The organism is Bradyrhizobium genomosp. III, from assembly GCF_000261705.1.
Lineage (GTDB): Bacteria > Pseudomonadota > Alphaproteobacteria > Rhizobiales > Xanthobacteraceae > Bradyrhizobium > Bradyrhizobium ottawaense.
The window spans coordinates 12,743-38,621 of the sequence record NZ_AJQF01000183.1 but is presented as its reverse complement, the minus strand read 5'-3'; the positions used below and the strand labels follow the sequence as shown (position 1 = coordinate 38,621).

Here is a 25,879-nt window from a genome sequence, read left to right as displayed (position 1 = left end):
GCCCAGCCGATGTTCGGCGTCGAATCGGCTGGCGAATTCTTCGCCATGGCCGATGCGGAGCAGGTGAGGGCCGCGCTTTGAACAAGCCTATCTTGAAGAGCGATCCTGTCGCCGCCGGCGCGGCGGATTTCTTCGCCCGCTCCAGGGCGAAGCTCGGCTTCGACGTTCCGCTCGGCCTCTACGATCCGAACATCATTCCCGCCTCGGGCGATCCCGGCACCGACAAGATGCTCGAGATCGTCGCGCGCGAGCAGCCGGTGCGCCCCGCGGCGGTCCTGATCGCGGTGGTCGATCATCCCGAGCCGACCATCTTGCTGACGCAGCGCTCGGCGCATCTCAACGACCATGCCGGCCAGATCGCTTTCCCCGGCGGCAAGATCGACGCCACCGATTCCTCGCCGCTGGACGCGGCGCTGCGCGAGGCCGAGGAGGAGGTCGGGCTGTCCAGAGACTTCGTCGAGCCGATCGGTTATCTCGATCTCTACGGCACCGCCTTCGGCTTCCGCATCCTGCCGACGGTCGCCAGGGTCAGGCCCGGCTTCGAGCTCACCATCAACCATTCCGAGGTTGATGATGCGTTCGAGGTGCCGCTATCCTTCCTGATGAACCCAGTGAACCACCAGGTGCACAGCAAGGAATTCCGCGGCATGGAGCGGTTCTACTACGCGATGCCGTTCGCGGAACGCTACATCTGGGGTGCGACGGCCGGCATGCTGCGTGTGCTGTATGAGCGGATCTATTCATCATGATCCGGCCGGTTCTGACCGAGATCGGAATCTTCCTCATTCCCTTTGCCGTCTACGCATTGTTCCTGGCCGCGACGCGGTCCGGCCTGTTCGCGCGTTCCTCCTGGCCGGTCGCGGTCGTCGCGCGTCTTGCGCTGGCGGCGATCGTGCTGGTCATTGCGGGCCTGATCGGACTTGCGCACTTCTCCGGCGCCGCTCCGGATTCGACTTACGTTCCCGCCCATATCGAGAACGGCCGGCTGGTGCCGGGCGTGGAAAAATAGGGGCCGCACGATGAGCGCGGAGCCGATACTTGCCCCGATTCTTGCCGATGCGCCCTGGCTGACCGCAGGCGGGACCGCGCGCGTCCTGCAATTGCTCAACGTCGACGGCGAGGAAGCGCGCGTGGTCGGCGGCGCCGTACGCAACGCGCTGCTCGGTCTTCAGCCCGGCGACATCGACATCGCGACCACCGCGCGGCCGGAGGAGGTGATCCGGCGCGCCAAGGCCGCCGGCATCAAGAGCGTGCCGACCGGCATCGACCACGGCACCGTCACGCTGGTGATCGACAGCCACCCCTATGAAGTCACGACCCTGCGCGAGGACACCGAAACCTTCGGCCGCAAGGCCAAGGTCGCGTTCGGCCGCGACTGGGTCAAGGACGCCGAGCGGCGCGACTTCACCATGAACGGCCTGTCGGTCGATGCGCGCGGCGTCGTCTACGACCATGTCGGCGGCATCGCGGATGCCAAAGCGCGCCGCGTGCGCTTCATCGGCGATCCCGACCAGCGCATCACTGAAGATTATTTGCGCATCCTGCGCTTCTTCCGCATCCACGCCGCCTTTGGTGCCGGCGATCCCGACCGCGACGGCTATCTCGCCTGCATTCGGGGGCGTGCGGGTCTTGCCAGCCTCTCGGCCGAGCGGGTGCGCATGGAGATGCTGAAGCTGCTGGTGGCCGGCGGCGCATCCGCGGCCGTGCTGGCCATGGCCGAGGGCGGATTGCTGCAAGCGCTGATCGGCGGCGTTGCCTATACCGGGCCGCTGTCGGCGATGATCGCGATCGAGCGCGAACTCGGCCTCATCGCCAGCAGCACGCGGCGCCTCGCCGCGCTGACCGTCGCCGTGACCGAGGATGCCAAGCGCGTCGCCGCGCGTCTGCGGCTCTCCAATGCCGAGACCAAGGCACTGGATTCGATGGGCCACCGCTGGTGGCGCTTCGCCGCCAAGGATGAGGCCAATGCACGGCGGCTGCTCTATCGGCTCGGCCCCGAGCGCTATCACGATCGTGTGTTGCTCGGCTGGGCGCGCGCCGGTGGCGACGTCACCTCGATGCGCTGGCGCGCTCTCGCCGAGCTGCCGCAGCGCTGGACTGCGCCGAAATTTCCGCTGAAGGCCGCCGACTTCATCGCGCGCGGTCTGGCCGAAGGACCAGCGCTCGGACATGTGTTGACGCTCGCCGAGGACGCTTGGCTTGCGGCGGATTTTCCCTTAGAGGAAGCCGCACTTGCTTCCATCGCCGATCAAGCTGCGGCACGCATCAGCCGCGACGAGAGAACGTGACCATCGTCTCAGGCTTCGCCGACATCTCGATCTTTCAGCTCCTGCTGGTGGCGTTGATGGCGTTGTTTGCTTCGATCATCGGTGGTCTCGCCGGCTACGGCACCGGCGCCCTGATGCCGCTGGTGCTGGTGCCGCTGGTCGGCGCCGAGCCGGTGGTGCCGATCATCGCGATCTCCGCCATCTTCACCAATTCCAGCCGAGCCGTTGCTTACTTGCGCTACGCCGACCGCCGCCGCGCGCTGATCGTGCTCGCCTGCGCCGCGCTGACGACCGCACTCGGCGCCTACGGCTATACGCGTCTCACCAATGCCGGCGCGGCGCTCGTGATCGGCACCATGCTGATCCTGAGCGTGCCGCTGCGCCGCGTCCTCCGCCGCCGAAAGGTCAAGATCGGCGACAGCGGCCTTGCCGCCGGGTCGGTCGGCTACGGCGTGCTGGTCGGCGGCACCTCGGGCTCAGGCGTGATCCTGCTGTCGCTGCTGATGGCCGCAGGCCTCGAAGGCGCCGCCGTGATCGCAACAGACGCGATGATCTCGCTCGGCACCGGCCTCATCAAGATCTCGGTGTTCGGCCTCGCCGGTGCCGTGACCGCGCAGGTGCTCGCCTTCGCACTGCTGATCGGAGCGATCGCGATCCCCGGCGCGTTCCTGGCAAAGGCCTTCGTGGAGCGGATGCCGGTGCACATCCACACCGTGATCCTCGATGTCGCCGTGATCACCGGCGGGCTGGTGATGATCTCGGCGGCGGCGAGGCAACTGATCGGGTAGCTGCTTCCTTCATTGCCGAGGACTCGTCTGAATATCGTTGAAGCTTGAACGCAACACCTTTCGCTTCATTGCGTTGACTCTGGACTTTGGCGTCACAATCTTGGTGGCAGACCGGTTGGTGCCAAGTGCCAGACGTGGAGATCAGGCTATGCCCAAGCAGTACGAGACGCCGGAGCAGCGGGAGAAGCGTGAACTCGACGAGGAACTCGATCGACAATTGCAGCAGACGTTTCCAGCCAGTGATCCGCCGAAAATCACGCGGAGTCCGATCAGACGAACCGCACCAAGGTTGGCTGCCCGCGACGCCGAACGACGACGCCGCTAGGTTCGGCGCCCCTCTCGGCCCTGTAAACGGCGCGGGGAAGAGCCACGGCACGCCTCACGCCTTCGGTTCGGGCGCGACTGCCTCCTTCGCCATCCCGAGCTTGGGGCTGGCGGGGGGGGGACGACCAGGACGTCCACGTTCAGCGAGCGCAGGACTTCCTCCGTTACGCTCCCGATCAAGGCCCGAAGCAATCCGGATCGGCCGTGCGTACCCATCACGAGCATGTCGGGCCGCTTCTCCTCGACGGCACGGGTGATGATCTGCATGGGTCCGCCTTCGCCGACGCGAAGAGACCATCGTCGCGTGCCGAACTCGTTGGTCACCAGAAAACTGGTCAGTTCCTCCATTGCCCTGTGACGTTCGCTCTCGACATATCCGGTGATGACGGCCGAGCTAGCCCCAGAGCTGATCAATCGCGTCTTGGCCATCGGCGAGAAGGCGTGAAGAAGCGTCGCTCCGTCTTCTTCCAGAAGTCCGGTGGACAGGCCGATGCGGATTGCTTCAGCCGATGTTTCTGACATGTCGACCGGCACCAGAACCCGTTCATAGCGCCGCTGGGCCTCGTTGTTCACCATCAGCACGGGATATTTTCCACCGCGAATGACACGTTCGATGGTGGTCCCTGTAAAAATATCGCGCAAAAATTGCTTGCGATGGCCGCCCATCACGATGAGATCTGCGCCGACTGCTGCGGCCGCGCGCAATATCCCGTCGAAGGGATGGCCCTTGACGACGGTCGGATAGCAGCGAGCGTCATGCAGCTCGGGCATGGACCCGATCTGCTCCACCAGCACCCGCTGTGCCTCCCGTTCTTCCATGCGGACCAGATCGGCCGGCTGGTCTTCATCAACGACGTGAACAAGGTGCAGCTCGGCACGGCGGGAGCGAGCCAGAAGGCCAGCTTGCCGGAGCGCGCGATGGGAGCGCGTAGAGAAATCCGTCGCAGCGACGATGATCATGTCAGGACCCTCATATTGGCCAACGATGGCAAGTCGATTTCGTGCCAGCGGTGGAAATTCGATTGGCTTGGAAGCGGCTCATGCCCGCGAACGCGCGACGCGCCGCGAGAGGCGGAGCGCGGTAACGCGTCGCGGTCAAAAGCAAATGGTGTACACGGCGGCAGGGGGTGACAAAGCACCCTCCAAAGTCACCTTTTCGGATCGCGAGGAATCGGCGGCGGACGGCGCGCAAATGCCGCGCGGAATCCGTCGGGATCGCAAATCCAGATGAACATCATCCACGAGGTCAGGACGAGCAGCGCTGAAAATACCGACATGAGGAACTCCCGGCTTGGTTTGGAATCGTCGAGTTGCCGCACCCGGGCGATCCGCAATCGCCCGGGTCACCGGCCGATCTGCAGCCGGTTCCCCTGAATTCGATCTCGTGGCACTTTGGTCATCACGGCCTCTGTTTGGGATGCAGCCGATTTCCGAGCGGCATCCCGCATTGCTGGCGTGTCTGAAGCCTCGCCCCTCGGAAGCGCGGCGCGTGCCGAACGCGGAGCCAATTGCTCGGGTCGCACGGCCGGCTGAAGGTTGCGGCGAACTCGCGCGCAGCTCGGTATCATCCACGCGCTAGACGTAGGCATTCGCCGCGAGAATCAAATGCGACATTTAGCCGGCCTTGGCCGATCCGCAGAGCCGCCTGCAATCAGCGCGTGGTCGTTTGTGGCGCCGTGTGCTTTGTCCTAATTATTCTCTGGTTCGCGCGCTGGCGGACTTTGTTCGGCGGTATCGCGGAATCGGGCTGCGCCGACCAACACAGTCAGCGCGATAGGGGTGGTCACGACGCCAAGCCCTACAATCAGGATTTCGTGCAACACCGGTCTGCTCTGCAGGACCGAGAAGTAGACCATCGAAGCGGCCGCGATGAAGACGGTGCCGAGCGTCGTCCCCAGCGTCGGCGCATGGACCCGCTCGTAAAATGTGCCGAGACGCAACAGGCCGAGCGAACCGACAAGCGTGACGGCCGCGCCAGTGAGCAGAAGAACTGCCGTGAGAACCGCAGCCCAGGGCGGCAATTGTTCGATGCCGTTCATTCGATCACCTCGCCGCGGAGCAGAAACTTGGCCAGTGCAACCGTCGCGACGAAGCCGAACAGCGCCATGGCCAGAGCCGCCTCGAAATAAAGCGCTTCGCCGGATCGAATCCCGAACGTCAGAAGCAACAACATCGCGTTCACGGACAACGTGTCGAAGCCCAGGACGCGATCCTGTGCCCGCGGCCCTAGAAAGATGCGGAAGGCGCCGCAGCCGATCGCCAACCCGAGCAGCACTTGCGCGGCAACGAGCGAGTAGGTCAGCATGAGCTGGCTCATTCGAATATCTCCAGCAGATGGCGTTCGTAGCGGTCCTTGATCGTGCGGATCCACTCGTTTTCATCGACGAGGTCCAGAACATGGATCATCAACGAACCCTTCTGAGCGTCGAAATTCACCCACAGCGTTCCGGGGGTCGACGTGATGATGCAAGCCAATGAGGCCAACCCGTACGGGTTGCGCATGTCGAGGGGAATTTTCACGAAACCCGCCGTTCGCTGTCGGCGTCCAAAACCGAGAACGATTTGTCCAACCGCCAGATTGGAGCGGACGATGTCGACCGCGACCAGTCCCAACAGTCGCAGAATGACGCGGGGTCGTCTGACCAGCACGCTCGGTAACTCCAGCACGGTGAGAATCCGCCCGCCGACGAGCGCGACCATGCAGCCGAGGAGGATGTGCCCGAGCGTGGCTGCTTGATTGAGCAGCAGCCACAATGCGAGAAGGCAGAAGCTCACGATCGGAAAGGGCAGAAAGCGTGTCATTTGCCCTCCGCTTTTCGGCTGCCTTCGGGGGCGGCCTCCAGGACGTCGCTGACGTAGCCCGCCGGCGCGTGCAGAGATTGTGCCGTAGCCTGCATGAAACGGATCACGGGACCGGCCAGGACCGTTTGGGCGGCGCAGATGATCAGCAGGAACATGATCGGCGCCATCTCGATCACGCGCACGCGCGGCACGGTGCGATCGGGCGAGGCCCAGAAGATGCGGATTCCCGCGCGGGCCATCGCGACCAACGTCGCGAAACCAGAGAAGATCAGCACAACGAGGAGCGCCCATCCGCTGCCGGGAACGGCGCCGTTTTGATGCGTCTCTGTCGGATTGAGCGCCGCCGCGAGCAGCGCGAATTTAGCGATGAAGCCGGACAGCGGAGGCAGCCCGGCGATGACCAGCGCACAGCCGATGAAAGCGACGCCGAGTAAGCCCATCGTGGCTACGATGGCGGTGCCGACGTCCTCTTCCGCTTCGCCTGTCTCGTCCTCTTCTCCATAGGCTTCCCGGGTGACGGCGATCATGTCCGCTCCAGGTTCGCGGCCGCGTTCGATGAGCTCGACGAGAAGGAAGAAGGCGCTGATGCCGAGCGTCGAGCTGACCAGGTAAAAGAGCGCTGCACTGGTGATGCCGACCTGTCCCATCCCCGTGGCAGCGAGCACCGTTCCGGAGGATACGAGCACCGAAAAGCCGCCGAGGCGTGCGGTATCCTGCGATGCCAACGTGCCGATCGCTCCGAACAGGGTCGTCGCCAAGCCGCCCACAATAACCAGTCGCTGCCGAAGCCGGCCGATGCGCCGGCGCCTTCGCCGAAAAGCAAAAGCGACAGACGCAGTAAGACATACACGCCGACCTTCGTCATGATCGCAAAGATCGACGCCACCGGCGGACTTGCGGCTGCGTAGGCCGTCGGGAGCCAGAAGCTCAGAGGCCACATTCCGGCCTTGAGCAGGAAGGCGACCGCCAGCACGCCCGCACCTGCTTCGAGCAAGCCCCGGCTCTCGGCGGCGATGGCGGGCACTCTTGCCGCGAGATCCGCCATGTTGAGCGTCCCGGTGACGCCGTAGATCAGGCTGACCCCGATCAGAAACAACAGCGACGCCGCCAGGTTCACGACGATGTAATGCAGCCCCGCCTTCACCCGTGCAATGCCGGAACCGTGCAGCAGAAGGCCGTATGATGCCGCCAGCAACAGCTCGAAGAACACGAACAGGTTGAAAAGATCGCCGGTGAGGAAGGCGCCGTTGAGGCCCATCAGCAGGAATTGAAACAGGGAATGGAAATGCGCGCCTGCCCGGTGCCAACGGGCAAGAGAGAACACCGCCGTGGCCAGCGCCAGGACGTTGGTCAGGAGCAGCATGAGGGCGGACAGCCGATCGAGAACGAGGACGATTCCGAACGGAGCAGGCCAATTGCCCAGACGGTAGACTTCCCTGGTTCCTGCACCGGACATTCCGAGCAAGATCACCGCGATGCAAACGAGTGCAACGGTTCCGGTGACATTGAGGCCTGCCACGATGGCTCGGTGTCTTTCTCCGTTGAGCAGCAGCATGCCGGCACCTGCCAGCAAAGGCAGGAGGATTGGCGCGATGACCAGACTTGCAGCGCCGCTCACGCTTCCGGCTCCTGACCGTCCACATGATCGGTCCGTGCCAGGCCGCGCGATGCGAGCAGAACCACCAGGAACAGAGCGGTGGTCGCGAAGCTGATGACGATTGCAGTCAGCACCAGCGCCTGCGGGAGCGGATCAGCATGCTTGGCGACATCGCCGATCTCCTTTGCGATAAGCACCGGAGCCCCGCTCCGCACCCGCCCCACGGCCACGATGAAGAGATTGACGGCGTAAGAGAGCAACGACAGCCCGATGATGACTTGAAACGTGCGCGGCCGGAGGATCAGCCACACGCCGGACGCCGCAAGCGTACCGATACCGATCGCCAGCACGAGCTCCATCAGACCAGTTCCTCCTTCGACCGCTCGCCGGGCAAGCGCTGGCCGGTCTGGAGTGGACCTCCGTAGCGACGCAACGATTGATGCGCGATTGCGATGAGCATCAGCACCGTGGCACCGACCACGAGCGAGAACACGCCGATGTCGAAAAGGAAGGCGCTGGCCATCGGGACACGGCCGACCAGAGGCAGCTCGGCATACGCAAAGTACGAGGTCAGGAAGGGGTATCCGAAGACGCAGGCGGCGGCTCCCGTGCCCCCCGCCAACAGAAGCCCGAAGCCCATCCAGCGCACGGGCATGACGTGAAGACGAGCTTCCACCCATGCCGTGCCGCGAGCCATGTACTGCAGGATGAACGCGGTCGCCATTGCGACGCCTGCCACGAAGCCTCCGCCTGGAAGGTCATGCCCGCGCAACAGGAGGAAGATCGCCACGACGCCGATCACCGGAAACAGCAGCCCCATCATCAGCGCCGCAGTCTCCGTTGTATCCTTGGCAGTGTCTCCCTTCTGTCGATCGGGATGCGCTTCGTCGTGGCTATCCTGCGCGTGCTGCTGTTCGGGAACGGGAATGCTCTCGGGCGCCGGACGGAAGCGGCGCAAGAGCGCGTAGACGGTCAGTGCAACGACCGCGAGCACCGTGATCTCGCCCATCGTATCGAATCCGCGGAAGTCCACCAGGATGACGTTGACCACGTTGGTTCCGCCACCTTTCGTGTACGCGTTTTCGACGAAGTATCGCGAGATGCTGTCCGTAGCCGGGTGCTGCATCACTGCCAGCGCGAGCGTGGCCAGCCCGACGCCGGCGAAGAGCGCGATAGCGAAGTCACGCACGCGGTGCCATCGAATCCTGCCGGCGGCCTGGCTCGCGCCGACCGGTGCGACGCGCTTCGGCAACCATCGCAAGCCGAGCAACAGGAGAACCGTCGTCACCGTCTCGACGACGATCTGCGTCAGCGCGACATCGGGAGCGGACAGCCACACGAAGCTGACGCAGGTCACGAGACCGGCAGTCCCGAGCAGGATCAGCGCGACGACGCGATGGAATTTAGCCTGGACCGCAGCGCCGATGGCGCAGGCAGCGCCCACCGCCCAGAGCAATGCAAAGGCGAGGTCAAACTTGGCCCCTAGGGGATTCGCCAGCATGATGCCACGTGAATAGAGTGGCAGCAGGGCAGCGACGAACGCCACGCCGGCCAGGATCCTCAACTGTGGCTGGAGATGTCTCGTCCCGAGCTTGCTCGCCAGCCAGCGTGCAAGTCGCCAGGATAACGTCACCATCATCCAGTCAAAGATCTGCTTGCCGCTGAAGCGGCCGAGCAAGGGCGGTCCCTCGTTGACGAGGAGGTAGGAGCGCAGCATCACATAGACGCCCACCCCACCCACCATCGCCAGGATGCTCATCAGCAGTTCGGGGGTAAAGCCATGCCATATTCTCAGGCTGTACTCCGGCATCCTGGAACCGAGAACTGCTCCAGCAGCGGTATCGAGGATAGGTGCAACGGTTAACGCGGGAGCGATGCCCACGACGATACATGCGAGCACGAGAAGCTCGGCCGGAAGTCGCATCAGGAGCGGAGGCTCGTGAGGCGTGCGCGGGAGGCCGACCGGGGCCGGGCCGAAGAACACGTCGCGAATGAACCGGAGCGAATAGGCCACGCTGAAAGTGCTCGCGGCGGTGACGATATAGGGAAGCGCTCGATCGACCAGCGAGTTGTCATGAATCTCGATCGTCTCGGCGAAGAACATCTCTTTCGAGAGGAATCCGTTCAGCAGCGGCACACCGGCCATCGACCCGGCGGCGACCATGGCCAGAGTCGCCGTGATCGGCATGAACGCCCAGAGACCGCTCAAGCGGCGAATGTCGCGAGTGCCGGTTTCGTGATCGATGATGCCCGCGGCCATGAACAGCGATGCCTTGAACGTGGCATGGTTCATGATGTGGAAGATCGCTGCGATCTGCCCGAACGGCGTATCCAGTCCGGTCAGGAGCGTGATCAAGCCGAGATGGCTGATCGTCGAGTAGGCCAGCAGCCCCTTCAAATCCTGCTGGAACACCGCGAGAAATGCGCCCAAGAGAAAGGTGATCAAACCAGCCGATCCCACCAGCCACAACCATTCGTTCGATCCGCCCAGGGCCGGCCAGAGCCTGACCAAAAGAAACACGCCGGCCTTCACCATCGTTGCCGAATGGAGATAAGCGGATACGGGGGTCGGAGCCGCCATCGCGTGCGGCAGCCAAAAATGGAACGGAAATTGGGCGCTCTTGGTCAGCGCGCCGAGCAGGACCAGCACGAGTGCAGGGACATAGAGCGCGTGCGAACGGATCGCGTCTCCGGAAGCGAGCACCTTGTCCAGGTCATAGCTGCCTACGATGTGACCGATCAGCAGCACGCCGGCGAAGAGGCAAAGTCCGCCGGTCGAAGTGATCACCAGCGCCATTCGTGCGCCGTCCCTTGCAGCCGAATTGTGATGCCAGTAGCTGATCAGCAAGAACGAAAACAGGCTGGTCGGTTCCCAGAAGAAAACCAGTTGCAACAGGTTGCCGGAGAATACGATCCCCAGCATTGCGCCCATGAACGCGAGCAGGAAGGAAAAGAAGCGCGGAACGGGATCGCTTGGCGACATATAGTAGCGGGCATACAGCACCACCAGAAAGCCAATTCCGGTGACCAGCATTGCGAAGGCCCATGCGAAGCCATCAAGTCTCAGCGCAAACGCGAGTCCGAGTTCGGGCACCCACTCCGTTCGCCACCCGATGACGCCACCATTCGCGACATCGGGATAAGCCGTGGCGATGAGGCCGAACGCGGCGAGTGCAACTCCTCCGGCGAGCCATGCCTCGGCGTTGCGCGCATTGACCTGCAACAGGGCGGCAATGAAGCTTCCGGCGAAAGGAAGGACGAGAACGGCAAGGAGGAACATTTGCGTTCATTGCCCCAAACTGCGAGGTGGCGAGAGGTCGTCCGCTGGTCCTCAATTGCTTAGCCGACGCGGGCGGATATCTCTACTGCTAGATTTTCGCGATGGTGCCGACTTGAGCGGGCGGAAACTGCGGCCGCGAGAGCGCCGCGCAGAGCATAGAAGCCCTGGGGCGCGATGTGCGCCAGCCACTCATCTCGACGTGGCGGAAATTCGGAACGGTGTCACGCTATCTGCCGGAACGTTCGTTGTTCCATCGCAGGTGCGCGTGGATGCTGCGTTCGACTATATCCACCGCGGTCCAAAATTGCGGCTCACAGTCGCGTCAAACTGTCGCCCCTGTCTGCTGGAGAGCGAATGATCGCCTTTAGCGACGCGCGCCCCAGCATGATTCGAAATCAGACGAGCTGTCTACAAAGGCCTTCATCGCAAGTCCCGCAATCATCTGGCGATGTCCGCTACCGCGCCGTTGTTGGCGGAGAAGCGGACATCACGAGCAGCCGGAGCGAAGCGCTCCGATCTAACGAGGATGCAGTCTTAGGTGTGCCTACTCCTCGTCGTCATCATCCTCGTCCACTTCTTCCAGGCGCTCGAGCACGGCGAGCGGCAGCGTCTCGCGAAACAGGTCGCCTTCGACGCCCATCCAGAGACAGATCACGTCGTCGCCCTTCACGTTCGCGACGGTCAGCGGCTGGCCGCCGGATTTCAGCATGACGATATCGCCGGCTTTCAGTTCCATGGATGGTCCTTTCGGTTGATTGACTTAAGAAGCTAACAAGCCGGCATGACGCGCCGATCACGGGATGCGGGATCAGTGGATGTCCTGCGGCAGCGCGCATCCGCTGCCAGACTGCTGAAACGCCGATGATGGAGTGTCAAGCCGGAGCAGTCCCATTGCGAGAGGCAAAGGCGCTTCTCGGATGGGGTGCGCAGGGGGTACGTCCCGTGCGTCGCGATGATGGCATCATGCGCCTGTTTTGCCCGACAGGTCAAATCATTTCGTAAAATCAGAAATTCATTTTGCGCGTGCTGTAAGCCGTTGTAATTGCAGCAGCGCCCTACTGTGCATGGGGTTGTTTTCGATATTTTGTCTTCGGGCTCGGTTACGGCCGCTCCGGCACCAGCTCGGTCAGCGAGCGGATGATGCGGTCGGGCCTGACCGTCGAGCCTTCGGGCAGGCCGTCGCCGTGCACGTCGATCCAGATCGAATAGATGCCGAGGCGCTGCGGCGTCACCACTTCCCATTCCAGATTGTCGCCGATCATCCAGGTGTCCCTTGCGGAAACGCCCAGCGCCTCCATCGCGTGCAGATAGGCGCGCTCCTCCGGCTTGCCGAAACCGTGCTCACCCTCGATCTGGATATGGTCGAAGCGATGAGTCAACTCGAACCGCTCGACCTTGGCGCGCTGCATGTCGGCGGCGCCGTTGGTGACCAGCGCGAGCTTGATGCCGCGTGCCCTGAACGCGTCGATCGCATCATGCGCGCCGGGGAAGACGAAGATTGCTTCCTCGCGATAGGTGGTGAAGCGGTCGGCGATGCGATCGGCGAGATCGTCGGGCAGGGCGCGATGGCCGTTTGCGGCGAGCGCGGCGAAGCCGCCGCGCACGGTGAGCCTCCGCGCCTCGCCGAGCTTCATCCGCCAGATCGGCTCCGCAGTCGACCAGAACTGCCGCGCAAAGGCGAGCACCGCGGTTGCGACTTGCGCCGGCGGCAGCGGCGCCAGCTCTTCGGCAAACTCGTTCGCGATCGTGTTCCAGGCGATCTCGGGCCGGCCATAGGCCGACAGGATGGTGTCATCCATGTCGATCAGCATGGCGCGCGGCAGCGGCCTCGAAACAGTCATGGCCACTTCACCTCCGGCGGCATCGACGACAGGATCGAATCCACATTGCCGCCGGTCTTCAGCCCGAAGATGGTGCCGCGATCGTAGAGCAGGTTGAATTCGACATAGCGGCCGCGCCGGATCAATTGCTCCTCGCGGTCCGCGGCGGTCCAGCCTGCCGCGAAATTGCGCCTGACGATGTCGGGATAGATCTTCAGGAAGGCGCGGCCGACGTCCTTGGTGAAGGCGAGGTCGGCGTCCCAGTCACCGCTGTCGTGCCAGTCGTAGAAGATGCCGCCGATGCCGCGGGCCTCCTTGCGGTGCGGCAGGTAGAAATATTCGTCGCACCATTTCTTGTACTTGTCGTAGTCGGCAACGCCGTTCGGCTGGTTGCAGGCTTGCTTCATCGCGGCGTGGAAGGCGATGCTGTCGGCATCGTCCTGGGTGCGCCGTCGGTCGAGCACCGGTGTGAGATCGGCGCCGCCGCCGAACCAGGCTTTCGTGGTGACCACGAAGCGGGTGTTCATGTGCACGGCGGGCACGTTAGGATTGCGCATATGCGCGATCAGCGAGATGCCGGAGGCCCAGAATTTTGGATCGTCCGCGGCGCCGGGGATCTGGGCGCGAAATTCGGGCGCGAACTCGCCGTGCACGGTCGAGCAGTGCACGCCGACCTTCTCGAACAGGCGGCCGTGCATCATCGACATCACGCCGCCACCTCCAGCCGCGCCGGTATGGTCGGTGCGCTGCCAGGGCGTGCGCTTGAAGCGGCCGGCTTCGCCTGGATAAAGGCTTTGCGGGGCGTCGTCCTCGAGCCGCTCGAAGCTGGCGCAGATGTCGTCGCGCAAGGCTTCGAACCAGGTGCGGGCGCGGGTCTTGCGGTCGTCGATCGTCGACATGTCCATCTGCATTCCCAGTCGCGTCCTATCTGATGCCGAGCGATTTATGCGTCTGCACGCTGAGCCGCCATTGCGGATGATGCAGGCAATAGTCGATCGCGCGCGCGGTGTTCTCGATGACCTCCGGTCCGTCCATCGGCTGCAGCGAAAAGCGCTCGAAGGCGAGGCCCTCGAACGTCTCGGGCGCGGCGAGGGCCTGCGGATAGACCAGCTTCAGCTCGTGGCCCTGGCGCAGCACCAGCTCGCTGCCGCCCTTGGGACTGACGCAGATCCAGTCGAGCCCCTCCGGCGCTGCGATGGTGCCGTTGGTCTCGACGCCGATCTCGAAGCCGCGGGCGTGGAGCGCCTCGATCAGCGCGGCGTCGACCTGGAGCAGCGGCTCGCCTCCGGTCAGCACCACGTAGCGGTTGGCGGCGGCCGCAGTCCATTGCGCGGCGATGGTGTCGGCGAGCTCCGCGGCCGAGCCGTAGCGGCCGCCGAAGGTGCCGTCGGTTCCGACGAAATCCGTGTCGCAGAACTTGCAGGTGGCCTCAAGGCGGTCCGCCTCGCGGCCGCTCCAGAGGTTGCAGCCGGCAAAACGGCAGAACACGGACGCGCGCCCGGCATGGGCGCCTTCGCCTTGCAGGGTCAGGAAGATTTCCTTGACCGCGTAACTCAATCGTCTCTCCTCAATCTATCGGGCTTGCGGGTTCCGGATCTGCCGCAGCGCCTCGCCGGCGGCCATGGCCGCGGTCATGGCGACATTGAGCGACCGCAGCCCCGCCTTGATCGGGATCACCAGCCGGGCATCGGCGGCCTCGACCACCGCGTCCGTGACACCGGCGCTCTCGCGCCCGAATAGCAGGATGTCCGACGTCTGGTAACGGAAATCGCGGTAGTCGGTGGCAGCTTTCGTGGTGAACAGCAGCAGGCGGTAGCCATGTGCGGCGCGCCAGTCCTCGAATTTGGCCCAGGAGTCGTGTCTGATAAGGCTGACGTGGTCGAGGTAGTCCATTCCCGCCCGGCGGAACAGGCGGTCGGAGACGGGGAAGCCCGCCGGTTCGATGATATGGGCGGCGATGCCCAGGCAGGCGCAAAGCCTGAGAATCGTGCCGGTGTTCTGGGCGATGTCGGGTTGGAAAAGCGCTATCTGCATGGGCTGTGCGAGGGCTGTATCGGGGGCGATGCGGGCCGGAAATGTCTCAATAAAACATCGCCTGCCCGGGAATTCGTGCATGGCACGCTCCCGCGCCGATAGCGGGCTTGCGCTCGCCCGGCAAGGGTGCCAATAGAACGATTCTGGACTGCTGTTTCACCCGTTTAGAGGTGAATGAGCGAAGTTCTGCCGCCGCGGGGGGCCGCGGGCGCCGGCAGACTGTTCCGGGGACCTTGGGGGCTCCTGGAGCGGTTCCACCGGTGGCGTAAGAAGAAAGGGTTGGAATCGTGACGACAGCGTCTTCGGCGGACCATCCGACACGCCGTGATTTCTTATTCGTTGCAACCGGGGCAGCTGCAGCAGTAGGGGGCGCAGCCGCGCTCTGGCCCTTCATCTCCCAAATGAATCCTGACGCTTCGACCATCGCCGCAGGTGCGCCGATCGAGGTCGATCTCAGTCCGGTCGCCGAGGGGCAGGACATCAAGGTGTTCTGGCGCGGCAAGCCGATCTACATCAGCCACCGCACCAAGAAGCAGATCGACGAGGCGCGCGCCGTCAACGTGGCGAGCCTGCCTGATCCCGAGACCGACGAGGCGCGGGTCAAGTCCGGCCATGATCAATGGCTGGTCGTGATCGGCATCTGCACCCATCTCGGCTGCATCCCGATCGCTCATGAAGGCAGCTACGACGGCTTCTTCTGCCCCTGCCATGGTTCGCAGTACGATTCGTCCGGCCGCATCCGCCAGGGGCCCGCGCCCGCTAACCTGCCGGTGCCGCCGTACCAGTTCGTTTCCGACACCAAAATCCAGATCGGCTGAGCCTCGGACCCTCGTCCGAAGCTTCGCGCCGTCTCGTCGTACTATTTCCTCAGGATCGCATCATGAGCGGACCATCCGACTACCAGCCGAGCAATCCGGCCCTGCAATGGATCGAGCGGCGCCTGCCGATCCTCGGCCTCATGCACTCCTCCTTCGTTGCCTATCCCACCCCGCGTAACCTGAACTATTGGTGGACCTTCGGCGCCATCCTCTCCTTCATGCTGGGGATGCAGATCCTGACCGGCGTGATCCTGGCGATGCACTATACGCCGCATGCCGATCTCGCCTTCAAGTCGGTCGAGCTGATCGTCCGTGACGTGAACTACGGCTGGCTGCTGCGCAACATGCATGCGGTCGGCGCATCGATGTTCTTTGTCGCCGTCTACGTTCACATGTTCCGCGGCCTCTATTACGGGTCCTACAAGGAGCCGCGCGAGGTGCTGTGGATCCTCGGCGTCATCATCTACCTCTTGATGATGGCGACCGGCTTCATGGGCTACGTGCTGCCCTGGGGCCAGATGAGTTTCTGGGGCGCCACGGTCATCACCAACCTGTTCTCCGCCATTCCCTATGTCGGCGAGAGCATCGTGACGCTGCTGTGGGGCGGCTATTCGGTCGGCAATCCGACGCTGAACCGCTTCTTCTCGCTGCATTACCTGCTGCCGTTCCTGATCGCGGGCGTCGTCGTGCTCCACGTCTGGGCGCTGCACGTCGCCGGCCAGAACAATCCTGACGGCGTCGAGCCGAAGACGGAAAAGGATACGGTGCCGTTTACGCCGCACGCGACCATCAAGGACATGTTCGGCGTCGCCTGCTTCATGCTGCTCTACGCCTGGTTCATCTTCTACATGCCGAACTATCTCGGCGACGCCGACAACTACATTCCGGCGAACCCGGGCGTGACGCCGCCGCACATCGTGCCGGAATGGTATTACCTGCCGTTCTACGCGATCCTGCGCTCGATCCCGAACAAGCTCGCCGGCGTCATCGGGATGTTCGGTGCGATCATCATCCTGTGCTTCCTGCCCTGGCTGGACGCCGCGAAGACGAGGTCGTCGAAGTATCGCCCGCTGGCCAAGCAGTTCTTCTGGATCTTCGTCGTGGTCTGCATCCTGCTCGGCTATCTCGGGGCGCAGCCGCCGGAAGGCATCTACGTCGTTGCCGGCCGGGTCCTGACGGTCTGCTACTTCGCCTACTTCCTGATCGTGCTGCCGCTGCTCTCGCGCATCGAGAAGCCGCGGCCGGTGCCGAACTCGATCTCGGATGCGGTGCTGGCCAAGACCGGCAGCCGATCGACGCCGATGGTTTCGACCGCGATCATGCTGGCGCTCGCCGGTTCGTTGTTCGCAGGCTCGGTCGACAGCGCGAAGGCGTCTGAAGGCAGCGATACGCCTCCGGGCAACAAATGGTCGTTCTCCGGCCCATTCGGTAAGTTCGACCGCGGCGCGCTGCAGCGCGGCCTGAAGGTCTACAAGGAGGTTTGCGCCAGCTGCCACGGCCTGTCCTATGTGGCCTTCCGCAACCTCGCCGAGCCCGGTGGGCCCAGCTATTCGGTGGCGCAGGCGGCGGCCTTCGCGTCGGAATACAAGGTCAAGGACGGTCCGAACGATGCCGGCGACATGTTCGAGCGTGCGGGGCGTCCGGCGGACTATTTCCCCTCGCCGTTCCCGAACGAGCAGGCCGCTCGCGCGGCGAACGGTGGCGCGGCGCCGCCGGACCTCTCCCTGATCACCAAGGCGCGCTCCTATAAGCGCGGCTTCCCCTGGTTCATCTTCGACTTCTTCACCCAGTTCCAGGAGCAGGGCCCGGACTACGTCTCGGCATTGCTGCAGGGCTTCGAGGACAAGGTGCCGGAAGGCGTGACCATTCCGGAGGGCTCGTACTACAACAAGTACTTCCCGGGCCACGCCATCAAGATGCCGAAGCCGCTCAGCGACGGCCAGGTGACCTATGACGACGGCTCGCCGACCACGGTCGCGCAATATTCCAAGGACGTCACCACCTTCCTGATGTGGACCGCCGAGCCGCACATGGAAGCGCGCAAGCGCCTCGGATTCCAGGTCTTCGTGTTCCTGATCCTGTTCGCGGGGCTGATGTACTTCACCAAGAAGAAGGTCTGGGCCAGCTCCCACTGAGCGCTCTGATGCGACGAGAAATGAAGAAGCCCCCGCAAGGGGGCTTTTTTGTTGGGTCCGTGTCCCGGACGCGCGAAGCGCGAGCCGGGACCCAGAATGCTCGTAGCTGGACCCCCGGATCGGCGGCGCATCACGCCGCATGGGGCGGCGCGCTGCGCTGCATCCGGGGCACGAGAGTTTGTTTGCGCGGCGATTGCGTCGTTCGCATGCACCCGCCAAAATGCCACCAACCGCTCCCCCAAGATCTCATCGGAGGACACCATGGGAACCGCCATCACCTTCAAGCGCCCGGACGGCAAGGACGCCTCGGGCTATCTCGCCAATGCCGCGCGCGGCAACGCGCCGGGCGTGGTCGTGATCCAGGAATGGTGGGGCCTGTCGGACCAGATCAAGGGCCTGTGCGACCGCTTCGCGTTGGCCGGTTTCGACGCGCTGGCACCCGATCTCTACAAGGGCAAGGTGGTGCCGTATCACGACACGGACAGCGCCAACAAGGAGATGAACTCGCTCGACTTCATGGACGCCACCACGCAGACCGTGCGCGGCGCCGCGCAATATCTGTCGCGTAACGGCGCCAAGGTCGGGCTGACCGGCTTCTGTCTCGGCGGCGCCGTCACCATCATCGGCTCGGTGCATGTGCCAGAGCTCGCGGCCGGCGTCGTGTTCTACGGCATCCCGCCGGAGCAGGCGGCCAAGCCCGCCGACGTCAAGATCCCGCTCCAGGCCCATTTCGCCAACAAGGACGATTGGTGCACACCGGAGCTGGTCAGCGGCTTCGAGAAGGCCATGAAGGCCGCCGGGAAGTCGCTGGAGCTGTTCCGCTATGACGCCGAGCACGCCTTCGTCAACGAGCAGCGCCAGGCCGTGCACGACCGCGAAGCCGCCGAACTCGCCTGGGGACGGGCGACGGAGTTTTTCAGGAAGCATCTGGGTTGAGATGGGAGCAATCGACCAGGGGCAGCGAGGGAATGTCGACATCGTTTCTCACGCGCCGCGTGCTCGGCTCGATCGTTCGACCGGTGATCGTCCTTGGCGTCCTGCTGCTGACGGCAGCTCAGGCGCCGGGACAACAAGCCTTCGTCACGCTGAACGGTAATCTCAAAACCGAGGCCTGGTGGGTCATCGCGGAATTCCAACCCTTCACGACGGAGGTTCGCGGTATCCCCGCGAACCAGATCCGCAAGAGCTGGTGCAAGGCGACTGAATTCCGCAAGGACCTGATCCCCAAAGAGCTGATGTTCGAGAACGGCACCGACGCGATGAAGGGCGCCGGCATGTCCTTTACCATTGAGGGGCGCTTCGACGGCGGCGCCACGAAGCAGATCGCCGTGGTCGGCGTGTTTCAGGAGTGTGCGGGTCCCAAGGGCAGGTTCATGCTGCTCCTCGATCAGGCGGACGGCGAGAAGCCGAAGATCCGCTTTGTCGACGCCATACGCACGAACCGCCAGTTCGCCGCTCTCTCGAAGGACAAGGGCGGCAAGCTCGTCCTTTGGGGATGCATGGAATGCGACGGCTATTCCGTCCTCAAATGGGATCGGAAGAAGAACCGGTTCGGCTGGGAGCCGCAGGCCGAGGAGCCCTGAGCCAAGCAGAAGCGGCAGCTGGACGCTGCGCGCCCCGGTCGCGGGGAGTAGGTTTCTCACCTTGACGCCGCCCCCGCGCCATGGTGAGTATCCGCCCATGAGCACCGCAGCCTGCCCAGCCCGTCTTTGGTGGCGCACCTCCTAAGAGGTGGCCGGTGCGATTTACCTTTCCCAAATCGTCTGAGGTCGCCTGCACAGTGCGGCGGCCTTCTCGTTTGTCCTGTGTGGCGTTCCCTCGGCAAGTTTCGTAAGAGGACGACATGAACAGGACAGTCTTTGCCCTCCCGGCCAGAAGCGACTACGCGACCCGCGCGGGTCTGGCGATCACGCGCGTGGCGGAGCAGTTTACCGGCGGCGCCAACAGGCTCGACGACCTGATCAACCTGCTCGACCGCCGCCGCGGCGTGGTGCTGTCCTCGGGCACGACCGTGCCCGGCCGCTACGAGAGCTTTGATCTCGGCTTCTCTGATCCCCCGCTCAAGCTCGAGACATCTGGCGTCAATTTCAAGCTGGAGGCGCTGAACGCGCGCGGGCAGGTGCTGATCGCCTTCCTCGGCGATGTGCTGCGCGAGCCCTGCGTCGTCATCTCCGAGAAGAACGCCACGCGCCTTGCCGGCCACATCATCCGCGGCGATGCGCCGGTCGAGGAAGACCAGCGCACGCGGCGCGCCAGCGTGATGTCGCTGGTGCGCGATATCATTGCCGCCTTCTCGGCCAATGACGACGGGTTGCTCGGCCTGTTCGGCGCTTTCGCCTACGACCTCGTGTTCCAGATCGAGGACCTCGTGCAGAAGCGCGCACGAGAGAGCGACCAGCGTGACATCGTTCTCTACGTGCCCGATCGCCTGCTGGCCTATGACCGCGCCACCGGCCGCGGCGTGGTGCTGAGCTACGATTTTGCCTGGAAGGGCAAGTCGACCGAGGGCCTGCCGCGCGAGACCGCCGAGAGTCCGTATCTGAAGACGCCGCGGCAGGGGTTTGCCGATCACGCGCCCGGCGAATATCAGGCCACCGTCGAGACGGCGCGTGCTGCGTTTGCGCGCGGCGATCTGTTCGAGGCGGTGCCGGGCCAGCTGTTCGCCGAGCCCTGCGATCGCTCGCCTGCCGAAGTGTTCCAGCGGCTCTGCGTCATCAACCCGTCGCCCTACGGCGCGCTGATGAATCTGGGTGAGGGCGAATTCCTGGTGTCGGCCTCGCCGGAAATGTTCGTGCGCTCGGACGGACGTCGGGTCGAGACCTGCCCGATCTCAGGCACGATCGCGCGCGGCACCGACGCGATCGGCGATGCCGAGCAGATCCGCCAGCTCCTGAACTCGGAGAAGGACGAGTTCGAGCTCAACATGTGCACCGACGTCGACCGCAACGACAAGGCGCGCGTCTGCGTGCCCGGCACGATCAAGGTGCTGGCGCGGCGCCAGATCGAGACCTATTCAAAGCTCTTCCACACCGTCGATCATGTCGAGGGCATGCTGCGTCCCGGCTTCGACGCGCTCGACGCCTTCCTCACCCACGCGTGGGCCGTGACCGTCACCGGCGCACCCAAGCTGTGGGCGATGCAGTTCGTCGAGGATCACGAGCGCTCGCCGCGCCGCTGGTATGCCGGCGCGATCGGCGCAGTGAACTTCGACGGCAGCATCAACACCGGCCTCACCATCCGCACCATTCGCATGAAGGATGGTCTGGCTGAAGTGCGTGTCGGCGCCACCTGTCTGTTCGACTCGGATCCTGCCGCGGAAGACCGCGAATGCCAGGTCAAGGCCGCAGCCCTGTTCCAGGCGCTGCGCGGCGATCCGCCAAAGCCGCTGTCGACTTTTGCGCCGGATGCGACCGGTTCGGGCAAGCGGGTGCTGCTGATCGACCACGACGACAGCTTCGTGCACATGCTCGCCGATTATTTCCGCCAGGTCGGCGCCGACGTCACCGTGGTCCGCCATGTGCATGCACTCGACATGCTCAAGCGGAAGACATGGGATTTGCTGGTGCTGTCGCCGGGCCCCGGCCGGCCAGAGGATTTCGCGATCAAGAAGACGATCGACGCGGCGCTGGAGCAGAAGCTGCCGGTGTTTGGCGTCTGCCTCGGCGTGCAGGCGATCGGCGAATATTTCGGCGGCGAGCTCGGGCAGCTCACCCATCCCGCTCATGGCCGGCCCTCGCGGGTGCAGGTGCGCGGCGGACGCTTGATGCGCAACCTGCCGAACGAGATCGTCATCGGCCGCTATCACTCGCTCTTTGTCGAGCGCGACAGCATGCCGGAGGTCTTGTCCGTCACCGCCAGCACCGAGGACGGCGTCGCCATGGCGCTGGAGCACAAGACGCTGCCGGTCGCCGGCGTGCAATTCCATCCGGAATCGCTGATGTCGCTCAGCAATGAGGTGGGACTACGTATTGTCGAGAATGCGTTCCGGCTGGATGCTGGGGCGAATTGAGTGCAGGATATTTCACCTCGTCATTCCGGGATGGTGCGTCAGCACCAGATCCGGAATCTCGAGATTCCGGGTTCGATGCTGACGCATCGCCCCGGAATGACAACTGAGATGAGAACCGAATGACCTTTGACCACGACATCAAGGCGAGCGTCCGGACCATTCCCGACTATCCCAAGCCGGGGATCATGTTCCGCGATATCACGACCCTGCTCGCGGACGCGCGCGCGTTCCGCCGCGCGGTCGACGAGCTCGTCAACCCCTGGGCCGGCAACAAGATCGACAAGGTCGCCGGCATGGAGGCGAGGGGCTTCATCATCGGCGGTGCGGTGGCGCACCAGCTCTCGGCCGGCTTCGTGCCGATCCGCAAGAAGGGCAAGCTGCCGCACACCACCGTGCGCATCGCTTATTCGCTCGAATACGGCATCGACGAGATGGAGATGCATGTCGACGCCATCCAGCCCGGCGAGCGCGTCATCCTGGTCGACGACCTCATCGCCACCGGCGGCACCGCGGAAGGCGCGGTGAAGCTGCTGCGCCAGATCGGCGCCAACGTCGTCGCCGCCTGCTTCATCATCGATCTGCCCGAGCTCGGCGGCGCCGCCAAGCTGCGCGCCATGGACGTGCCGGTGCGCACGCTGATGACGTTCGAGGGACACTGAGAGGTCGCCACGATCTTCAGATCGCCTCGGCCTTCAGTTCATCCCGCCAATGCAGCAGGCGCTCCTTCAGGAGCGCGTTCCTGACATAGGCGGTTTCCTCATCCTCCAGGCGCTCGCATTCGCCAAAGGTCAGGCCGGGCTCGCCATGCGCATTCCAGGCAGCCTGAAGGCTGCGGCAGGTGTGGCTGCCCTGGCGCAGCGAGAACCAGATGCGGTTCCGGATCGTCTCCAGGTTCGGCGCCTGGCCGACCCAGGCCTCGCCCGAGACCGCGCAACGCACGACGAAGATGCCCGCAATGGTCTTCCGCTCCTTGTAGGCGGCAATCGCTGCCTTCCGGTCGATGCTCACGGTGACGGGCCATGCTGAGGGGGATATTGATGCCCGCCTCAATAAGCCCGCTCCAACCCGCAGTCAATATTATCCGGGTGAAATTATCTAGGATCGCTGAAGGATCAGGCTGAGCTCGAGCTCGCGGAAGGCAAAGTAATTCCGCCGGGTCCATTGGTGCAGCTCGGTGGAGGCGTCCTTCTCCTGGCGCAGATAGCCGGTGAAGGAGAAGTTCAGCCGGTCGACATAGGTCTTGAGGAAGCCGGGCAAGGCAGGCAGGCGGAACAGCCGGCCGCCGGCCATCGCGGCCGGCAGCTCACCGCGCACGACATATTCATTGTCCACGGTGATCAGGTTCATCCGCGGGATCTGCCCGCGCAGCATCTCGTGGGCGCGGGCGGAGGCGCGGTCGGTGTCGGCGACGAACAGGATCTGAGGCGCGACATGGCGGCGGGCGGCCTCCTTCAAGAGGCCGATCTCGTCGGTCATCTTGAAGAACTCGTCGAAGGCGTGGAAGCCGAGGTCGATCACCTTGGCCATGCCGTCATCGACGATGACGCGGTCCATCAGCTGCATCTTGCCGTAGGTGTCGATCACGTCGGCGGTCTCCGTGATCTTTGGCAGGTAGTCGAGCAGCGACGGTTCCTTCAGATTGACGTCGAAGGCCGCGACGTTGCCGTTCTTGAGCAGCAGAAATTCAGCGAGCAGCCGCGCCAGCAGTGTCTTGCCGACCTGCGGGCGGGGCGAGCAGATGATGTAGACGGGCGTGGCGGGCATCGGCAGCTATATCAGTCGAACCTGGCGACCAATCCAGCCGTATCAGCCCTGCTTGCGCAACTATTTTTCGCTGTTGCGGGTCGCGGGCTTCGAGCCGACGATGTCGGTCAGCCGGATCCGGTCGAACTCGCTCCAGACATTGGCCAGCCAGTGCCGGACATAGCCGCGCAGCACGAACGAATAGTTCGCGGCCTCGTCGCTGATGCCCTTGTTGGCGACGAATTTCAGGAACGGGACGGACGAAACCTCGACCTGCTCATAGGCCATTTCGTTGAGCTTGGGGATGGTCAGCTCGGTCGCGTCCTTGATGCGGTGGAAGTAGGAATTGTAGGTCGCCTGGTCCCATTGAAAGAACTGGGTGTCGTTGATGAAGTTCTTCACCAGGAAATATTTTGCGCCGGTCATGAAGCCCGCGGTTTCGGCGATCTCGTCCAGCGAGGCGATCGAGGGTCCGAGGATGTGGAACACCGCGAAGGTGATCTGGCCTGCCTTGGCGGCATCCAAGAAGCCGATGTCGCGCAGCGAGGCCAGCGCCGGCGAGAGCAGGCCGGCGCGGACGTCGATCACGGTGACCGACGGGCTGGTCGCGTTGAGCGTATCGAAGATCTTCATCTGATCGGCCGTCGTCGTCATGTCGACGATCTCGGTGATGTCGGGGTGGAAGCGCTTCAGGGTTCCGCGCGGCGATTCCGTGTCGAAGGCGCGCGTCGGCACGTTGTTGGCTGAGAAATAATCGAGCAAGGTGCGCGATACCGTGGTCTTGCCGACCCCGCCCTTGTCCGCGCCCACCACAACCACTGCCGGCTTTGCCATTGCTGTCCCCTAACGCGCGCCCCCGATCGCGAGGTCGCAATCGGCCGGGCCCCAAATCGATGTCCGAAGGATGTCCCAAGTCTGCTGTTGGGCGCGAACATGGCAGAAACAAGGGAGAATTCAATTCCTCGGCATGCCGATACGGCAATTCCCGAAGTTTTTCCCAATCGCGGCGAAACCCGCTGCGCGTGGCAGGACATCGCGTGCTTAATGACGGCCCCAGGGACCCATGAGATTGCCCGCCGGGTTGCTGCTCGCGGTCCCGGAGGGGCCGGGTGCGGGTAGGGGCGGCGGAGCGGCCGCATCGTCCCACGGGCCATGACGCAGCGGCGGTGGAGCGTCCTGCGGGTCAGCTTGCGCCTCGGGCTCGTCGGTTTCCTCGGTCGGCGGCAGCGGGCCCGGATCGTGGCCGCCGGCGAACTTGACGAGCGCGTCGACCCGGGATTGCACGGACGGGTGGGTCGCGAACAGATCGGCAAAGCCCTCGCGGGGATTGTCGACGCAGAGCTCCATCACGGCCGAGGTCGCGCCGGGCAGCTCGCCGCGATTCTCGATCTTGCGCAGCGCCGAGATCATCGCATCGGGGTCTTTCGTCAGCTCGACGGAGCCCGCGTCGGCGAGATATTCGCGCGAACGCGACAGTGCGAGCTTGACAACCTGGGACAGCAGCCAGGCCACCACGATCAGCACGATCGCGATGATGATGACGATCACCGCGCCGCCGCCGGAACTCTTGTTGTCGCTCGATGACGAGGACGACCGCGACGACGAGGAGGAGCCCGAGGACCATGAGCCGCCGGAGCCGGAGCTCCAATTGAAATTGGTGAACAGGCGGAAGAACAATTCGCCGAAGAAGCCGACCACGCCTGCGATGATGACGGCGACCACCATCAGCTGCACGTCGCCGTTCTTGATGTGGGTCAGCTCATGGCCCAGCACCGCCTCGATCTCCTTGTCATCAAGCGCATCGAGCAGACCCGTGGTGACGGTGATCGAATATTGCCTGGGATTGAGGCCGGTCGCGAACGCGTTCAGCGCCGGGCTCTCCATGATCTTCAGCTTCGGCATGGTAATGCCGCGCGAGATGCAGAGGTTTTCCAGCAGATTGTAGAGCCGCGGCTCCTCCTGCCGGGTAACGTCGTGGCCGCCGGTCACCGCGTCGATCATCGACTGGTGGAAGAAATAGGCGATCACGACCCAGACCGCCGCCACGATTGTCGCAACCGGTGCGGCCACGATCAGATCGTGGAGGGCGCGCCTCAGGTAATAGACGACGGTCTCATTGCCGTTGATGACGACTTCGGCGACCAACGCGCCAGCATAGACCAGCACGTAGACCAGCATGAACAGGCCGGCGAGCAGCAGCATCGAACGAAACTTGTTCGAGGCGATGTGCGTGTAGAGACCATACGCGGCCATGACGCGGGT

27 protein-coding genes and 2 pseudogenes are annotated in these 25,879 nt (G+C 64.0%); 12 read left to right on the top strand and 17 right to left on the bottom strand.

The annotated features are described in order from the left end of the window. From IC66_RS49090 to IC66_RS47725, 6 genes and pseudogenes are all read left to right on the top strand, one after another. A pseudogene (locus IC66_RS49090) lies at positions 1-81 on the top strand (DUF1285 domain-containing protein); the annotation flags it as partial. Next, on the top strand, positions 78-749 hold the full coding sequence (locus IC66_RS0116180; RefSeq protein ID WP_038948319.1) for a CoA pyrophosphatase: 672 nt from the start codon (positions 78-80) through the stop codon (positions 747-749). The pseudogene IC66_RS49090 and the gene IC66_RS0116180, both read left to right, overlap by 4 nt. Beyond that, complete coding sequence (locus IC66_RS0116175) at positions 746-1,009, top strand: DUF6111 family protein (RefSeq protein WP_028141715.1); 264 nt, start codon at positions 746-748, stop codon at positions 1,007-1,009. Before IC66_RS0116180 ends, IC66_RS0116175 begins: the two co-directional genes overlap by 4 nt. 10 nt (positions 1,010-1,019) lie before the next feature. Beyond that, a complete protein-coding gene (locus IC66_RS0116170) occupies positions 1,020-2,288 on the top strand; it encodes a CCA tRNA nucleotidyltransferase (RefSeq protein WP_038948318.1) in 1,269 nt (422 codons plus the stop codon). After that, complete coding sequence (locus IC66_RS0116165; RefSeq protein ID WP_028141713.1) at positions 2,285-3,055, top strand: sulfite exporter TauE/SafE family protein; 771 nt, start codon at positions 2,285-2,287, stop codon at positions 3,053-3,055. Before IC66_RS0116170 ends, IC66_RS0116165 begins: the two co-directional genes overlap by 4 nt. Before the next feature lie 148 nt (positions 3,056-3,203). Next, positions 3,204-3,380, top strand: a complete 177-nt coding sequence (locus IC66_RS47725; RefSeq protein WP_173015891.1) for a hypothetical protein — start codon at positions 3,204-3,206, stop codon at positions 3,378-3,380. On the opposite strand, the gene IC66_RS0116155 is transcribed toward IC66_RS47725, so the two are convergent. The 13 genes and pseudogenes from IC66_RS0116155 to IC66_RS0116095 form a co-directional block, all read right to left on the bottom strand. Beyond that, a complete protein-coding gene (locus IC66_RS0116155; RefSeq protein WP_083859297.1) occupies positions 3,377-4,339 on the bottom strand; it encodes a universal stress protein in 963 nt (320 codons plus the stop codon). The two genes, IC66_RS47725 and IC66_RS0116155, sit on opposite strands and share 4 nt — an antisense overlap. Positions 4,340-4,527: 188 nt before the next feature. Further along, complete coding sequence (locus IC66_RS46260) at positions 4,528-4,698, bottom strand: hypothetical protein (RefSeq protein WP_154694107.1); 171 nt, start codon at positions 4,696-4,698, stop codon at positions 4,528-4,530. A gap of 369 nt (positions 4,699-5,067) precedes the next feature. Then, the gene (mnhG, locus tag IC66_RS0116145) at positions 5,068-5,418 is read right to left on the bottom strand and encodes a monovalent cation/H(+) antiporter subunit G (protein WP_038948315.1); all 351 of its coding nucleotides are present in this window, start codon (positions 5,416-5,418) and stop codon (positions 5,068-5,070) included. Further along, positions 5,415-5,696 carry a K+/H+ antiporter subunit F gene (locus IC66_RS0116140; protein WP_028141712.1) on the bottom strand — a complete coding sequence of 94 codons (282 nt, stop codon included), beginning with the start codon at positions 5,694-5,696 and terminating at the stop codon, positions 5,415-5,417. The genes mnhG and IC66_RS0116140 overlap by 4 nt, the downstream gene beginning before the upstream one ends. Next, on the bottom strand, positions 5,693-6,181 hold the full coding sequence (locus IC66_RS0116135; RefSeq protein WP_028141711.1) for a Na+/H+ antiporter subunit E: 489 nt from the start codon (positions 6,179-6,181) through the stop codon (positions 5,693-5,695). Before IC66_RS0116135 ends, IC66_RS0116140 begins: the two co-directional genes overlap by 4 nt. Beyond that, positions 6,178-7,736, bottom strand: a pseudogene (locus tag IC66_RS0116130) (monovalent cation/H+ antiporter subunit D). Before IC66_RS0116130 ends, IC66_RS0116135 begins: the two are co-directional and overlap by 4 nt. A gap of 59 nt (positions 7,737-7,795) precedes the next feature. After that, positions 7,796-8,137 (bottom strand): Na+/H+ antiporter subunit C, encoded by a 342-nt coding sequence (locus tag IC66_RS0116125; RefSeq protein WP_028141709.1) that lies wholly within the window; start codon positions 8,135-8,137, stop codon positions 7,796-7,798. Beyond that, positions 8,137-11,058: a monovalent cation/H+ antiporter subunit A gene (locus IC66_RS0116120; RefSeq protein ID WP_049806539.1), complete on the bottom strand. Its 2,922-nt coding sequence runs from the start codon at positions 11,056-11,058 to the stop codon at positions 8,137-8,139. The genes IC66_RS0116125 and IC66_RS0116120 overlap by 1 nt, the downstream gene beginning before the upstream one ends. A 544-nt stretch (positions 11,059-11,602) precedes the next feature. Further along, positions 11,603-11,794 carry a YodC family protein gene (locus IC66_RS0116115; protein ID WP_038948313.1) on the bottom strand — a complete coding sequence of 64 codons (192 nt, stop codon included), beginning with the start codon at positions 11,792-11,794 and terminating at the stop codon, positions 11,603-11,605. A 364-nt stretch (positions 11,795-12,158) separates the two neighbouring features. Next, positions 12,159-12,899 carry an HAD family hydrolase gene (locus IC66_RS0116110; RefSeq protein ID WP_038948312.1) on the bottom strand — a complete coding sequence of 247 codons (741 nt, stop codon included), beginning with the start codon at positions 12,897-12,899 and terminating at the stop codon, positions 12,159-12,161. Next, the gene (gene hemF, locus IC66_RS0116105) at positions 12,896-13,783 is read right to left on the bottom strand and encodes an oxygen-dependent coproporphyrinogen oxidase (protein WP_028141706.1); all 888 of its coding nucleotides are present in this window, start codon (positions 13,781-13,783) and stop codon (positions 12,896-12,898) included. The genes IC66_RS0116110 and hemF overlap by 4 nt, the downstream gene beginning before the upstream one ends. A 19-nt stretch (positions 13,784-13,802) precedes the next feature. Further along, positions 13,803-14,435: a 7-carboxy-7-deazaguanine synthase gene (queE, locus tag IC66_RS0116100; RefSeq protein WP_028141705.1), complete on the bottom strand. Its 633-nt coding sequence runs from the start codon at positions 14,433-14,435 to the stop codon at positions 13,803-13,805. Between the two features lie 15 nt (positions 14,436-14,450). Next, complete coding sequence (locus tag IC66_RS0116095) at positions 14,451-14,912, bottom strand: tRNA (cytidine(34)-2'-O)-methyltransferase (protein WP_028141704.1); 462 nt, start codon at positions 14,910-14,912, stop codon at positions 14,451-14,453. A gap of 287 nt (positions 14,913-15,199) precedes the next feature. Here IC66_RS0116095 and petA point away from each other — a divergent pair, with 287 nt between their 5' ends. The 6 genes from petA to IC66_RS0116065 all read left to right on the top strand — a co-directional run bounded on the left by petA (position 15,200) and on the right by IC66_RS0116065 (position 22,533). Continuing rightward, the gene (gene petA / locus IC66_RS0116090; protein WP_028141703.1) at positions 15,200-15,730 is read left to right on the top strand and encodes a ubiquinol-cytochrome c reductase iron-sulfur subunit; all 531 of its coding nucleotides are present in this window, start codon (positions 15,200-15,202) and stop codon (positions 15,728-15,730) included. 62 nt (positions 15,731-15,792) lie between these two features. Then, positions 15,793-17,865 carry a cytochrome b/c1 gene (gene fbcH / locus IC66_RS0116085; RefSeq protein WP_038948311.1) on the top strand — a complete coding sequence of 691 codons (2,073 nt, stop codon included), beginning with the start codon at positions 15,793-15,795 and terminating at the stop codon, positions 17,863-17,865. A gap of 261 nt (positions 17,866-18,126) precedes the next feature. Then, the gene (locus IC66_RS0116080; protein ID WP_028141701.1) at positions 18,127-18,801 is read left to right on the top strand and encodes a dienelactone hydrolase family protein; all 675 of its coding nucleotides are present in this window, start codon (positions 18,127-18,129) and stop codon (positions 18,799-18,801) included. 32 nt (positions 18,802-18,833) lie between these two features. After that, entirely contained in the window at positions 18,834-19,448 is a 615-nt protein-coding gene (locus IC66_RS0116075; protein ID WP_240536435.1) for a hypothetical protein, read from the top strand. Positions 19,449-19,708: 260 nt separating this feature from the next. Next, complete coding sequence (locus tag IC66_RS0116070) at positions 19,709-21,874, top strand: anthranilate synthase component I (RefSeq protein ID WP_038948309.1); 2,166 nt, start codon at positions 19,709-19,711, stop codon at positions 21,872-21,874. 119 nt (positions 21,875-21,993) lie between these two features. Then, the gene (locus tag IC66_RS0116065) at positions 21,994-22,533 is read left to right on the top strand and encodes an adenine phosphoribosyltransferase (protein WP_018323310.1); all 540 of its coding nucleotides are present in this window, start codon (positions 21,994-21,996) and stop codon (positions 22,531-22,533) included. Between the two features lie 16 nt (positions 22,534-22,549). Here the strand turns inward: IC66_RS0116065 and IC66_RS0116060 are convergent, their stop codons facing one another. The 4 genes from IC66_RS0116060 to IC66_RS0116045 form a co-directional block, all read right to left on the bottom strand. Then, positions 22,550-22,882 (bottom strand): GIY-YIG nuclease family protein, encoded by a 333-nt coding sequence (locus IC66_RS0116060; RefSeq protein WP_028141699.1) that lies wholly within the window; start codon positions 22,880-22,882, stop codon positions 22,550-22,552. An 87-nt stretch (positions 22,883-22,969) separates the two neighbouring features. After that, positions 22,970-23,638: a hypothetical protein gene (locus IC66_RS0116055; protein ID WP_028141698.1), complete on the bottom strand. Its 669-nt coding sequence runs from the start codon at positions 23,636-23,638 to the stop codon at positions 22,970-22,972. Positions 23,639-23,698: 60 nt separating this feature from the next. Then, entirely contained in the window at positions 23,699-24,451 is a 753-nt protein-coding gene (locus IC66_RS0116050) for a hypothetical protein (RefSeq protein ID WP_028141697.1), read from the bottom strand. A 207-nt stretch (positions 24,452-24,658) separates the two neighbouring features. Beyond that, positions 24,659-25,870: a M48 family metallopeptidase gene (locus tag IC66_RS0116045; RefSeq protein WP_038948308.1), complete on the bottom strand. Its 1,212-nt coding sequence runs from the start codon at positions 25,868-25,870 to the stop codon at positions 24,659-24,661. Between the last annotated feature and the right edge of the window lie 9 nt (positions 25,871-25,879).